The organism is Desulfatibacillum aliphaticivorans DSM 15576, assembly GCF_000429905.1.
In the GTDB taxonomy this organism is placed as follows: domain Bacteria; phylum Desulfobacterota; class Desulfobacteria; order Desulfobacterales; family Desulfatibacillaceae; genus Desulfatibacillum; species Desulfatibacillum aliphaticivorans.
This window is the reverse complement of sequence record NZ_AUCT01000001.1, coordinates 134194-147407: the sequence shown is the minus strand read 5'-3', so window position 1 is coordinate 147407 and position 13214 is coordinate 134194. Positions and strand designations below refer to the sequence as shown.

Below are 13214 nucleotides of genomic sequence, written 5' to 3'. Positions count from 1 at the left end.
GCTGGCCGGGAACTATTTTTACAAATTATCATGCAATCCCGGCGCCAATCCCCCCTTTAAAGGGGGATTGGCCGGGTTCAATCCTGGGAATAATTATTCTTCGATGGAATCAAGGTCTTCGCGGTTCAGGATCACATGGTCGATGAGGCCGTATTCCTTGGCTTCCAGGGGGCTCATGAAATAGTCCCGGTCCGTGTCCTGCTGAACCTGCTTCAAGGGTTTGCCCGTGTGGGAGGCCAGGATTTCGTTCAGGGCCTCTTTCATGCGCAGGATTTCCTGGGCCTGGATGGCGATGTCGGACGCCTGGCCCTGGAATCCGCCCATGGGTTGATGGATCAGGATGCGCGCGTTGGGCAGGGAATAGCGCTTGCCGTGATTGCCCGCCGCCAGAAGCACGGCGCCCATGCTGGCCGCCTGGCCGATGCATACGGTGGTGATTTCCGGCTTGATGTAGGCCATGGTGTCGTAAATGGCCATGCCGGCGGTGACGCTGCCGCCGGGGGAGTTGATGTAAAAATTGATGTCCTTTTCCGGGTCGTCGGACTCCAGAAAAAGGAGCTGGGCGATGATGGAGTTGGCGACCACGTCGTTGACCTCCGTGCCCAGGAAAATGATTCTATCTTTGAGCAGGCGGGAGTATATATCGTAAGTCCTCTCCCCCCGGCTGGTTTGCTCAACAACATAAGGTATATAACTCATGCATCCTCCTTTTAATTAGGCGAACAGGAAAAAAGATAATTTCGATAGAGAAGATAGAAACGAAAAGCGGTTTCGTCAAGCAGGATGGCGGGTCCGGATTCAAGGCCGTGAAGGTCCGGACCCGCCGAATTAGGGATGGAGCGGAATTGAATTATTCTTCCGTTTCCTGGAGTTCGAGCTCAACCTCTTTGATTTCATTGAGGTTTTTCACGTACTTCAGGGCTTCCTTCTGCAAGAGGGTCTGCCTGAGCATGTTCATTTGCTCGGCGTCGGAGGCATAATATTTTTTCACGATTTCAAGCGGTTGACGCAGAGATTCGGCCATGCCCTTGAAGGCGTTTTCCAATTCCTCTTCGGGAAGCTCGACATTTTCCTGCTCCACGATTTTATCCAGAAGCAAGTACCGGCGCACCTGCTGCTCGGCGGGTTCGCGGTAACGCTCTTCCATATCTTCCTTGGTGGCCCCGGTGTCTTCAAAGGTCATGTCGCGGTAGGAGAGGGCTCTTTCCGCTTCGGAGACCATGCTGGCCGTTTCATGCTTGATCAGGGTTTCGGGAACCTCGAATTCCACCCTGCCCAAAAGGGCCTGGAAGACCTGCTCGTCCAGTTCCTGCTCGGAGCGGCGGTCGTAGCCTTGCTGCAGGTGGTCCCGGATGGAGTCTTTCAACTGGTCCAGGGTTTCGTACTCGCCGAGATCCTTGGCGAATTCGTCGTCCAGTTCGGGCAGAATCTGCTTGCGGATTTCCTTGAGTTTGACGTGGAATTTGACCTGTTTGGAGGCCAGTTCCTTATTAAAATAGTCTTCCGGGAAGGAAATCTCGAAATCCTTTTCTTCGTCCCGCTTCATGCCGACGATCTGGGCGTCGAAATCCTTGAGGATGCGGCCGGTTCCCAGTTCCATGGTGAAGTTTTCGGTGAACCGGAGTTCGTCGGGCTGTCCGTCCGGGCAGACGCCTTCGTAATCGATGAGCACGAAGTCTTCTTCCTTGGCGGGACGGTCTTCCTCTTCGGTCTCCAGGCTGGACATGTTCTTGCGGATCATGGCGATCTGGTTTTCAATTTCCTGGTCCGTCGCCTTGTACATGTTCTTGCTGAGTTCGATTTCCTTGAGGTCCAGGTCCGACAGTTCCGGGAAGATTTCCACGGTAGCGTCAAATTTGTAGGGCTCGTCCGAAACGATGGCCGGGGGCTCGATTTCCGGGGGGCCTACGATTTTCAGCTTGGTTTCCATGATAGCGTCGCGGAAAGCGTCGCTGATGATTTCGCCGGCGACATCGGACTCCACATCGGATTTGTAGAGGCGCTCCAAAACGGAGCGGGGGGCTTTACCGGGCCTGAAGCCCTTGACTTTGGCCTGTTTTTTCAACTCGGCGTAAGCGGAGTCCAGGGCTTTTTTCACGTCTTCAGCAGGCGCCTCTATATGGAGGACCTTTTTGACTGAACTCAGGTCTTCGACTGTTACTTGCATAATGATCCTTTCCTTGGGCCGATTTCCATCCATCGGCCGCGGCCTTTAAACCAAAAAAATAAATTGCCGCCCAGGGGGCCGGCAAGATCCTGATTGCAAAAATGGTGCGAGAAGGGAGACTCGAACTCCCACTCTGTTTCCAGAACTGGATCCTAAGTCCAGCGCGTCTACCAGTTCCGCCACTCTCGCACGGGTCGCCGGGCAAAGCTTGACTTGGACCGGCTGTCGCGTTTAGTTATAGCTGCCTGTTCGCCCGGACCCGTGCGCGGGTTTTTTTCGGGCGCGGCGTAATCAGAAAATGTTAATATCATTCGGGACAGGGTGTCAAGTCCAAACAGGCAGGAACAAAGCTCCCGTCCCGCCTAAACGCCCGCCCATTACGGGCGGCGGGCATCAGGAGATTTTGCTCCGTGAAAAATTTCGCCTGTTTTTCCGCGCCGAACCAGCGGCCGGAGCCTTTTTCAACCGAGGAGGGCCCCTCCCGGGCCGCCAATTTTATGGCAACGGGCTGTTTTTTTGTCAAAAAAATGCGCCTTGGGTCAACCCTTTTTTTTGTTTTAGCGCTTTTTCTGCTTTTCGGCGCGTTTTCCGCCCATGCAGAACGGCTTCCCGTGGTGGTTCTGGATCCGGGCCACGGGGGCCTGAACCCCGGCGCCGATCTGGGCGACGGCGTCAACGAGGGACAGGCCGCTTTATCCCTGGCGAAAAAAATCAAGGGAATTCTGGACTCCCGGGGAGAGGTGCGAACCGTCCTCACCAGGGACGGAGACTACAACCTGCCGCTCCACGAGCGGGCCGGAGCCGCCGCCCATAATCAGGCCCGGGTTTTTATCAGCCTGCATGCGGGCCGGGATTGGAGCCGGGGCGGCGAGCCCAAAATTCTGGTCGCTTATTATCAGGCCCGATCCCCGGAATTCGCCGGAACGGAGGAGGATGCGGCGGTCCAAGCCTCCCTGGAGGCCCGGCCTTGGGAATCCGCGGCGCAATCCCAGAAAGCCGGCAGCCGCAGGCTGGCCGATGTTTTAAAAAATAATCTGCAAAACAATGCCCCCCCCGACCGGGTGCGCGCGGGCGGCTATCCTCTGGCCGTCCTGGCCGGGGCGGACGCTCCGGCCGTGTTGGTGGAATTGACCAACATGGGGGGCAATTCCCGCGTTCGGGAGGAAATCCAGAACCGCGCCGCCCAGGACATCGCCCGGGCGATTCAACAGTTTTTACAATGACAAGATCGGCCGATTCCTTTGCACGCCGTACGCATGCCGCTCCGCTAAGCCGGCCGGATACGACTCTGCCTTGGACGCCCGGTTTTAAGTATGGTTATGCAAGGTTGAAATTTATTTGATTTCAGATAGTTCTGTATGCATTCCCACGCAAAGCATGGGAACGAGCCCCGAAAAGGCTCTGTATAGGGCGCCGGTTATTGAGTTTTTGAGAGACGTCCCCAAGAATTCAGAGACGTCCCCAAGAGTTCACAAGAGTTCATTGTTTGGTTTTGGATGCGCCATTCTTTCGTCCATACTCCATGGAATTCACTGTCTGATGGGCCGAACTGCATACGCTGGCGCGCACTGGCAGGATACTGCTCTGCCAGTGTTACCCACGGTTTTGGATGGGGAGTCCGTCCGCCGGAATTTCAAGGCGCTGCTCAATAGCAAAGGCCGCACCTATTGTTGCTTCACAACCCAGGCGCGATACTGCCGCGCCGGGGCCATCCTCGGAGGGACTCGGCTTTGGCGGCATTAATGGCCGCCTTTTCTTTTTCACTCCTTCTTAAAGACCAGGGTCAGGTATTGGGTGAAGGCGTCGGGCGGCGTGAAATAAGGGTTTACCTTTTTGGCCTGGGGCACGATGGTTCCGTGAAAATACTCGTACATGCCGCCTTCGTTGGAATTGACCACGTTGGCGTTGGTCTGATTGTTCAGGAGCGAACGCCGGGCGGAGATGAGCTTCATGCCCGCGGCGACTCCTGCGTCGTTGTAGTCGTAAGGGGTCAGGTGGCTGCGGGCGAAATAGATGCACGTTTCCGCGGCCTGGGCTTCGTTCGGCCTTACTTCTTTATAATAGCGGATCAAGTCCTCCCGGGTCAGGCGGCAGTGGAGCCAGGGGGCGTCCATGGGAAGCTGCATGGAGCCGCCGCACACCTCGTGCCAATAATCCACGATGACGAAAAACACGCCGCCGGGGTTCAAGAGGGATTGGACCTTTTTCAGCAGGGGGCGTTCGTCAAAATATTCGATGCACATGATGCCGGTGATGAGGTCGAATTTCTCGCCGCCCGGAGGGTCCCAGGTCATGAAGTCGTCCACCACGTATTTGTCCAGGCCGTGGGGCCGGGAAGGATCGAAAATCGTGGACAGCATGGGCAGGGGATACCAGTTGCCCAACTGCCCGTTTAAAAAGTCTATGATATTGGCCAATTCCTGCTGCTTGCCTTTGTCCCGGGATTGGTAGGTGCGGTTCATTTCCTCCAGGAATTCAAAGGTGTTTTCGTCGGTGAACTCCGTGTCCCGATGCAGGATGTCAATGCCCCAGGCCTCGTCGCACATGCCGGCGGCCTTTAAAAGCCTGGGCTGGATGCCCGGGCCCGTGCCGATGTCCAGGGCCATGGGGAATTTGTCCCGGCCCAAAAAGCATTCGTTCAGGATTTCCCTAAAATAGTTGAACACAACGACCTTGTTGACAAAAAAGCCGTAGCCCTTGGGATAGGCGTCCGGGGTGCCGTCAAAACATTTGTCGGCGAATTCCTGGAGGCTCTGGATGCCGTAAGGCCAGGATGTTTTGCGTTCGTACCAGCCGGGGATGAGATCGACTCTTGTTCCGTCCGAGGTGATAAAGTGGTCTTTTTGCATAGCGGTTCTCCTTGTTTAATCCGCCGGTTATGGATGTTGTTGCACGGAAGCGCATCCAATGCGGATGGTTGCTGCGATTAAGTCTTGAACTGGCTGGAATGCTATGCAATTTCCGCGCCGGGGCGAGCGCCGGATTTTTCCACTATTGGCTTGCCCAAATCAAAAAACCATGGTAATCAGACGCTTCAATTCAGAACGGGGCGTGGCGCAATCTGGTAGCGCGCCTGCTTTGGGAGCAGGAAGTTGGAGGTTCAAATCCTCTCGCCCCGACCAGATTTTTCTCCTGTTCCATTAAGCGTTTTTTTCGGTTGCAAAAGAGGCAATTATGCATTTTTGTAAACAGAGATCGCTCATATTCCTTTTGCACATTTTTTTGTTGGAAGCATTATTAATTACAGGCGTTTGCGCCAACGCCTCTCCGGCGGAGCAAGCCCCTTTTTCCTTTGCCCAAAGCTCCGGCGGCGCTTGGAGCCTTGAGGATTCTGAGGATAAACCGTCCGCAACCACCTCCACGACCACGACGACGACCACCACCACCACAACAACAACGACCACCCGGCCAACCACCACCACAACAACGACGACCACAACCACGACGACCACAAGGCCAACCACGACGACGACAACGACAAGCACGACGTCGAGCACCACCACTACGACAAGTACAACCACAACCAGCACCACCACCTCGACAACCCTGCCTCCCTGTTACACCCAGGAGGATATTGATGAGGCCGTGAGCGACGCCCTTGAACAATGGGATGTTGGGGGAGATGGGAAAAAGGGCCTGGCGGAGGCGATTGACGCCCTTAAAAACCTTGTGAATCCTTAGTCATCCCGCGGCGGCGTCCCTTAAGAGGCTACCGGAGATCAATCAGCGACTGCAAAATGTAAATGGCTTTGGCCGGTTTATTTCTTCTTTCATCATTAAAGAACGCCTTTTCGGCCTCGCACACAGCAATGGGATTGCTCTACATATTTTTACAATGCCTATTTTGAAAAGGGAAAGGACCTGTCATGAAAAATATTTTGGCTTGTGTGTTTTGCCTCCTGGCGTTGGCCGGATCATCCATAGCGGGAGACGCGCTTTCTACCCAAAGCAATGACGCTGCCTACGACCAGGCGGAAATATATTATACTGATTGGTACATGACGACGATTGCCGCCTTGTCCCCTGATGATGTTCGCTCCGGCTGGAGCATTAAAATCACTGTTAAAGGGCAAGAAGAAACAGCCAAGCTGGTCAGATGGGCTCGTTTTGACGACATGCAAGCTGATCCTGAAAACCAGGACTTGGGCGATGTCCGTTTGGTCATTGATTTGTTCAAAGGCGGGGAAAGAACCTCATACAATGCTAACCAGTTTTACCTGATGTCCAAAGACGGTCAAAAAAGAAGAAAGTTGACGCCGGCATTTCGTGCAAAGTTAGCAATGTTTGACAAGCCCTGTATCGGAAAAATGTCATATGAAGACCTTATTACATTGCAATATGGCAATGCAAATATCTATTTTGCAGGATGGAGCGATTCCTGGGATGAAGATGTTCTGACTCCAGAACAAGTGCGGGAGAAGGGATTCTTATTTATTCAATTGCGGAATTCCATCCGGACTGATCTGTTCATGGATTGGGCGGCTTTAAACAAGGAACTCGAAGTTGAAAAGAATATGGATAAATTGGATAGCCAGCCCTGGCGCAAAAATGTCCGGTTGGTTGTGGATGTTTCGGCAGAGGAAGGCTCCACCAAGTCGTATTACGCTAACAACATTTCGATCAGCACAGGGGACTATTCCGGGTTTCGGATAATTAGCGACGTTTTTCTGTCCAAATTCATGCTGTTTGACGCGCCTTGATTTTTTAGAAACAAGTTATCTGTATTCAGGATACATTTGCATGACGGTGAGCAGGTAGTCGCTGATTTCCCGGGAGTAGGTCAGGTGGGTGAGGGCCAAAAGGCAGGCCAGGGCGATTAGCGTCAGGGTCAGGGCCTTGGTCCGTTTTTCCACGAAAAACGCCGCCGTGTAATGGAACACAGCGCCTGCAAACAGGCACAGGTAGGGGACGGCCGGAGCCCGATACCGGGAGTTGACCACAAAAATCAGACCCGAAATCAGATACACCCCCACAACTCCATATAGTATGGCGAACCGCCGTTTTTCCTGCAGGCACAGGGCCATGCCCAAGAGCCCCAGGGAGGCGATAAGTCCGTATCGCAAAAAAGGATATCGCAAGGAGTCCATATACCGGTAATGGTTGGCCTGGATGTGGTGAATCTCAAAGTTGTGGAAAAACAGGGCCAGCTTGCGGCCTTCCAGCTTGACGTGCTTCCACGGGTGCTCCTTGAAATCCTTGAGGGTGACTTTGGTCCAGAACCTGGCGGCCTCGGACGGCGATAACTCCCGCCCCGCAAGCTGCGAGGCCTTTTTGCGAAAGGCCACGTGGGCGTAATCCACGGGGAGGTCGCCGGGATCGGGCTTGTCCTGGCCGGGCAGATATTGGGGGATGAACACCGTGGTGGCGCCGGCGTTTCCATGGAAGAACACCTTGCCGTAATCCGCCGTCACCAGCACGAAGTCGTTGAACCTGACGTAATTGCGGATGGTCACGGGCGCGATGACGATTAAGGCCGCCGCCAGGTAGACAATGGGGTACAGGTTGGCCTGTTTGAATTGCCTGACCTTTCGTAAGGCAAAATGGACCCACACGCAGGCGAACAGGACGAACAGCAAAAAATTGGGCTTGGCCAGGACGGACAGACCGGACAAAATCCCGGCCGCTGCAATGAATCGGATCGACGCCTGCTCGCCCTCCATGGACAGGACCAGACAATACACGGCCAGCCCGTTCAGCAGGGCCACAAATACATAGGGCTCCAGGGTGGACTCCAAAATCATGCCGCCGCCGTACATGGCGTAGATAAGTCCGGCGGCGAAGCCCACTTGCCGGGTGAACAGGCGCAGGCCCAGGCCGTAAATAATCAGGGGGATGAAGGCGCCCAGGATGAGCTGGATCAGGGGCATGTACTTTAAGGCCCCGGGCGCGGCTTTGCAGACTCCCCAGAGCAGGGTCAGGTATAGGGGGCTGACGTCCAAAAGGCGTTGGCCCAGGTCGGCGCCGTGGGCGGCCTCCCATGCCAGGACCGTATATTTGGCGAAAACCTCGGCGTCGCACAGGGCGGTGTAAAAGGCGATGCGCAGGCAGAGGGCGATGAGAAAGAGCAGCAGGCCCCATTTGAAATTTCCGGGAAGCGCCTGGTCGGCTGCAACCGCCTGACCGCCCTGATCCGGGACGATTCGCAGGTTTTGGGGTTGTTTGTTATTCAGGCCGGGCATTCAGGAAATCCCCCCCATCCTGTCCTTCCCCCGCCAGGGGGGAAGGGACCATGACTCTCGGGCTCTGGCATATAGACATATCTTAGGCCCCAATGTAATTATTTGATTTCAAAGCATTACTTCCAATCCCAAAAGTTGAGTTACTGGGTTTTAGGCCATTATCTGCAATCCCTAAAGCTGGCTGTTGTTATGCCTTGCCGGCGCTTCATCGGTCGGACAACATCGGCGCCAATCATTGAATGCCGTTACTCCACAAGGAACTGTTAATAATCCGTTTTTGCATGGAAAATGCTCCCTGGCCGGGTTTGCTTGCAGGCGATTTTTGCATTTCAAGGTTGCCAATGGCGCGATTAATTATGTACTAACCGCTTAGGGCCGAAAACGCAAGTCCCCGTACGAATGCATCGCGGGCGGGGCTGAAAACCGGAAGGCGGATTATGGAATTTTGGATATTGGGAGCAGGCAAGTTCGGACGGATCGCTTTGGAAAGGCTTCGGAAAAAGCATCCGGACGCCTTGATAAAGGTTGTAGACAGCGACGCAAAGGCCTTGGCAGGCCTGGGCCTTGGCGCGGAAACCCTGGTCATGCCCGGGGCGGACTTCCTGCTGCAGAATCTTGACCCGGACAACCAGCCGGACTGGATCGTCCCGGCCATTCCCGTGCACATGGCCTTTGACTGGCTTTTGGCCCGTCTGCAAACGAAAAAACCGGCCCGCCAGGCGCCGGTTCCCCGGGAAATCGCGGACAAAGCCCCCAATCCCATGTGGGGCGAAAACGGAACCCTGTACGTGAGCCAGGCGGACTTTTTGTGCCCGGATAATTGCCCGGAGCCCGAGGAGCACTGCTTTAAAACCGGCCTGCCCAGGGACAACCTGTTCGACATGCTGGCGCGCATGGACGCCCCCGGAAGCATACAGGTAGTCATTCGGAGTCATCAACTGACTCCAGGCGTGGGCGGGATTAAGCCAGACGACCTGTTTAATGCGGAAAAACGGGTGGTTGCGTCCGATCTTCCCGTACATTTTTCCACGGCCTGCCGGTGCCATGGGGTGATAAACCGCCTGGAATTTGCATAAATCAAAGATTGTTTTTTTGCAAAATTCGGGATTGAATGCTTGATTTATCGCCTTTGGCATATTAATAATCAAATATTGACTAGTGCATCAAGGGGGGAGGGGGCCAAATTGACTAGAATTCGTCCACGCCCCTTATTTCCTATGTTTTTCAGAAAGCAAAACCACTTTCCGGCAAGGATCTGCAGCCCATGATTCAAAAAAAGCGCTCTGTTCTCATAACAGGGGTATGCACCCCCTGGGGCGGGAAACTTGCGCGTCTGTTGGAAAACGACCCTGATTTCAACATTATACTGGGGCTTGATTATAAAAAACCGGATTTCCCCTTGCGGAAGACCGAGTTTTTCCAGGTGGACCTGCACAACCCCCTGATCGCGGAGTTGATCAAAACCTCGGAAGTGGATACGGTCTGCCACTTGCAGTTCATGGACGCCTATTCCCACTCCGAGGAGATTTTCGACCTGAACGTCATGGGCGCCCAAAGCCTGCTGGCGGCCTGCGCAGCCGGAGAGGTTCCCCGGGTGTTGTTCATGAGCGACACCAAGGTGTACGGCGGATCCTCCCGCAACCCCTGCTTTTTGGAGGAAACCGCCGACTTTAAGGGTCAGTACCGCCATCCTTACGTGCGGGACCGGTGGGAGGTGGAAAAGCTCCTGGCCAAGTTTGCCAGGGAATATCCTGAAATCAAGACGACCATCCTGCGTTTCGCCAATATCCTGGGACCGGACGTGGACACGCCCATGCGACGCTATCTGGAAGCGCCGGCCGTGCCCATGGTTTTCGGGTTTGACCCCATGTTCCAGTTCACCCATGAGGAGGACGTGGTCGCGGCCTTGTACCATGCCCTGAAAAGCGAAGCCCACGGCGTGTTTAACGTGGCCGGCCAGGGCGCCATGCCCATCGGCCAGGTGCTTCGGATCGGCAGGCGGGTTCCGGTTCCTTTTGGGGCGCCTTTCTTGCGGATGTCCAATTTTTTTGTGCAAAAAACCCCGGTGGCGGATTATATCCCCATTGAGACGGATTTTTTGAAATACACCTTTGTGGGCGACACCACGCGCATGAAGGAGGTGTTGGGATTCAAGCCCAAGTACACATCCAAGCAAACGGTCATTGACTTTTTCGAGCATCTCAGGATACTCGGTTATATTCCCAAGAGGGGGGAAATAGAAACCGCCCCGGAAGCTCACGATCAATTGCAGGAATACATCAATTCCATGCGGCGCATTAACGAAGCCATCCAAGGATTGCAATGAGTCCTCAAGATCCGCCAAATAACCCGTCGTCCCAGGACGGCCAATGCTGGTCCCTGACCGCCAAGGGAGAGCGGTGCAAGAACCCGGCCCTGCCGGGGCAACGCTACTGTCAGGCCCATTTTCCCAAGGCCGAGGCCGAAGCCGAAGCCGGCGGCGCCCAAGGCTCCGAGCCGGACAAAATGGATCGCCTGGCCCTGTTGATGGAGCAGATTCTGGCGGAGATGATTGCGGCCCGCCAGGGCATGGACAAGGCCGCGCAAAGCAATTCAGGCGAGGGGGACGCGGAGCTTCTGACCAAGATTCTGGCCGAACTGGTGCAGATGAGGTTGAAGGACGAGCAGGAGCGCCAAAAAGAGCCGGCCATCGACTTTCCGGCGCTTTTTGAAAAGCTGACCCATTTTCTGGAAGAAAAAATGACCGTAATCGCCCGGAGGATCGACGGGGATTACGAAGTGGATAAATGGGGCCGCGACCTGGAACTGGTCGATGAAATGGAGCCCTTTTTCCGCTTTATGTACGAAAAATACTGGCGGGTGACCACCACCGGCCTGGAAAACGTTCCGGCCGAGGGCAAGGCCCTTTTGGTGGCCAATCATTCCGGGGTTCTGCCCTGGGACGGGGCCATGGTCATCACCGCCGTGGCGACCGAGCATCCGCAACCGCGGCTGGTGCGGGCTCTGCACCTTACCCGGGCCACGGAAATCCCGGTCGTCGGGCTGGGCCTTTCCCGTTTGGGGCAGGTTCAGGCGCTGCCGGAAAACGCCGAGCGCCTGCTAAAGGAAGACGAGTTGGCGCTGGTCTTCCCCGAAGGCGTCAAGGGCGTAGGCAAGCCCTTCAGCGAACGCTACCGGCTGGCGCGTTTCGGCCGCGGCGGCTTTGTGCGCGTGGCCATCCGGGCCGGGGCGCCGATTATCCCCGTATCCATCGTCGGGGCCGAGGAGATATATCCCAATCTGGCCAACATGAAGATGGTCGCCTCCGCGTTTAACCTGCCGTATTTTCCGGCCACGCCCACTTTTCCGTGGCTGGGCCCCCTGGGCGTCATCCCCCTGCCTACCAAGTGGACCATCCGGTTTCACAAACCCATCCAGGTGACGGACATGAATCATCGTCCCGCCGAAGAGCCTTTGCTGGTGTCCAAGATCACCAACCAGGTGCGCGACACCATTCAAAAAGGCATTTACGATATTTTAAAGAAGCGCAAGGCCGTATTCTGGTAGGCTTTATCTTGCGTTGCGTTCATTCGGGCGGTTTCCAGCTTGATTGTATGAGCGGGCAAGAGGCGTCCTGTTATTATTTCCATTAAATTGGAAGGGACGGGATTCGATCCTGCATTGACAACCCCGCGGGAAATTTGTATCCGTATAGTCCAAGAGCGTTTCGAAGGCGCATGCATGGAAAGGCCCGTTAAAACGGGCGACGACAAATTAGAAATACAAGCAAGCCACGAAGGTGAACCGGAGGGTATTCCTCCATCTTCGCGGCTTTTTTTGTTTAAAGCCGGAATCGCCCCACGGCGGCGATCACTTTAAAATTTGGAGACTTTTTATGGATTTGAACATGGAGCAGCTTCACTCCCCGGACCTCTGGGCCGAAGCCTGGGAATACAGCCGGAAAAACTCGCCCCACGAAGCCCGAAAAATCAGAACCGAAAAGGAGTCCATGCAGTTTTGGGACAAGATTGCTCCCGAATACGGCGGCATGTCCAAAAAAGGCCCCAACGGACGCGTGGAGCAAATCACCGGTTTTCTCACCCAGGAAGGCTTGCTGAATTCCCAGGCCCGAATTCTGGACGTGGGCTCCGGCCCCGGAACCTTCGCCTTTCCCTTCGCCCCTCTGGCAAACGAGGTGATCGCCGTGGACGGGTCCGAGGAAATGTGCAGCATCCTGAATCAAAAAGCCCAAGAAAAAGGCCTGCAGAACGTAAAGGCTTACCAGCGCTTGTGGAAAGACGTGGACATTGAAAAGGAAGGTTGGACTCGCGCCTTTGACCTGGTTTTCGCCTCCATGACGCCCGCAATCAACGGCCGGGAGGCTCTGGAAAAAATGATCCAGGCCTCACGGGGGCATTGCTGCCTGGTGATTTCCACGGGAGCGGGAAAAAGCCTTACCAGACAGGCCTTGTGGAAGCGTTTCTTCCAGGAAGACCTTCAGGTAAACAAAGACAACTTCCTCCATATATTCAATCTGTTGTCCGGAATTGGATATCTTCCGTCCATCCGCTATTGCCAGACCTCATGGGCTCGTGAGCAGCCCTCGGGCAAGGCTGTGGATGCATTGTGCCGCTCGTTCTGGATGTACATGGACATCACGCCCGAGGTCAAAAAAACCATTTCCGCCTTTGTGGAGGAAAAGACGGAGAACGGGTTGTTTAAAGAAGAGATAAAAAGCAGCCTGGCTGTCATTACCTGGTCCTGCCGGGACTGACGCTATGCATTGTATCTGTTGGGTTTCGCAAGCTCAAAAATAGTGGTTAAGCACGGATTGTTGAGTTTTTTTTGGATGGCCCAGGCAAGATACTGCCTTTGCCTGGGCCACCCAT

11 protein-coding genes and 2 tRNA genes are annotated in these 13214 nt (G+C 54.9%); 8 read left to right on the top strand and 5 right to left on the bottom strand.

Annotated features, from left to right (window positions below):
* Positions 1-93 precede the first annotated feature (93 nt).
* The 3 genes from clpP to G491_RS0100675 all read right to left on the bottom strand — a co-directional run bounded on the left by clpP (position 94) and on the right by G491_RS0100675 (position 2356).
* Positions 94-699 (bottom strand): ATP-dependent Clp endopeptidase proteolytic subunit ClpP, encoded by a 606-nt coding sequence (gene clpP, locus G491_RS0100685; protein ID WP_012610593.1) that lies wholly within the window; start codon positions 697-699, stop codon positions 94-96.
* 151 nt (positions 700-850) lie between these two features.
* Entirely contained in the window at positions 851-2167 is a 1317-nt protein-coding gene (gene tig, locus G491_RS0100680; RefSeq protein ID WP_028313214.1) for a trigger factor, read from the bottom strand.
* Positions 2168-2269: 102 nt separating this feature from the next.
* Positions 2270-2356 (bottom strand) — tRNA-Leu (locus G491_RS0100675).
* A gap of 221 nt (positions 2357-2577) precedes the next feature.
* On the opposite strand from G491_RS0100675, the gene G491_RS0100670 reads away from it, so the two are divergent.
* On the top strand, positions 2578-3390 hold the full coding sequence (locus G491_RS0100670; RefSeq protein ID WP_028313213.1) for an N-acetylmuramoyl-L-alanine amidase: 813 nt from the start codon (positions 2578-2580) through the stop codon (positions 3388-3390).
* Positions 3391-3927: 537 nt separating this feature from the next.
* On the opposite strand, the gene G491_RS0100660 is transcribed toward G491_RS0100670, so the two are convergent.
* A complete protein-coding gene (locus tag G491_RS0100660) occupies positions 3928-5016 on the bottom strand; it encodes a methyltransferase domain-containing protein (protein WP_028313212.1) in 1089 nt (362 codons plus the stop codon).
* Between the two features lie 196 nt (positions 5017-5212).
* On the opposite strand from G491_RS0100660, the gene G491_RS0100655 reads away from it, so the two are divergent.
* The 3 genes from G491_RS0100655 to G491_RS0100640 all read left to right on the top strand — a co-directional run bounded on the left by G491_RS0100655 (position 5213) and on the right by G491_RS0100640 (position 6867).
* Positions 5213-5289: transfer RNA gene (locus tag G491_RS0100655), tRNA-Pro, on the top strand.
* A gap of 52 nt (positions 5290-5341) precedes the next feature.
* Complete coding sequence (locus G491_RS35825) at positions 5342-5848, top strand: hypothetical protein (protein ID WP_169829364.1); 507 nt, start codon at positions 5342-5344, stop codon at positions 5846-5848.
* A 185-nt stretch (positions 5849-6033) separates the two neighbouring features.
* Entirely contained in the window at positions 6034-6867 is an 834-nt protein-coding gene (locus G491_RS0100640; RefSeq protein WP_028313211.1) for a hypothetical protein, read from the top strand.
* Between the two features lie 15 nt (positions 6868-6882).
* On the opposite strand, the gene G491_RS0100635 is transcribed toward G491_RS0100640, so the two are convergent.
* Complete coding sequence (locus G491_RS0100635; protein WP_028313210.1) at positions 6883-8346, bottom strand: ArnT family glycosyltransferase; 1464 nt, start codon at positions 8344-8346, stop codon at positions 6883-6885.
* 437 nt (positions 8347-8783) lie between these two features.
* Here G491_RS0100635 and G491_RS0100630 point away from each other — a divergent pair, with 437 nt between their 5' ends.
* The 4 genes from G491_RS0100630 to G491_RS33125 all read left to right on the top strand — a co-directional run bounded on the left by G491_RS0100630 (position 8784) and on the right by G491_RS33125 (position 13099).
* Positions 8784-9422 carry a hypothetical protein gene (locus tag G491_RS0100630; protein ID WP_051326931.1) on the top strand — a complete coding sequence of 213 codons (639 nt, stop codon included), beginning with the start codon at positions 8784-8786 and terminating at the stop codon, positions 9420-9422.
* 188 nt (positions 9423-9610) lie between these two features.
* Positions 9611-10672: an NAD-dependent epimerase/dehydratase family protein gene (locus G491_RS0100625; RefSeq protein WP_028313208.1), complete on the top strand. Its 1062-nt coding sequence runs from the start codon at positions 9611-9613 to the stop codon at positions 10670-10672.
* Positions 10669-11892 carry a 1-acyl-sn-glycerol-3-phosphate acyltransferase gene (locus tag G491_RS0100620; RefSeq protein WP_248635287.1) on the top strand — a complete coding sequence of 408 codons (1224 nt, stop codon included), beginning with the start codon at positions 10669-10671 and terminating at the stop codon, positions 11890-11892. The genes G491_RS0100625 and G491_RS0100620 overlap by 4 nt, the downstream gene beginning before the upstream one ends.
* Before the next feature lie 328 nt (positions 11893-12220).
* On the top strand, positions 12221-13099 hold the full coding sequence (locus G491_RS33125; protein WP_028313206.1) for a class I SAM-dependent methyltransferase: 879 nt from the start codon (positions 12221-12223) through the stop codon (positions 13097-13099).
* The last annotated feature ends 115 nt before the right edge of the window (positions 13100-13214 follow it).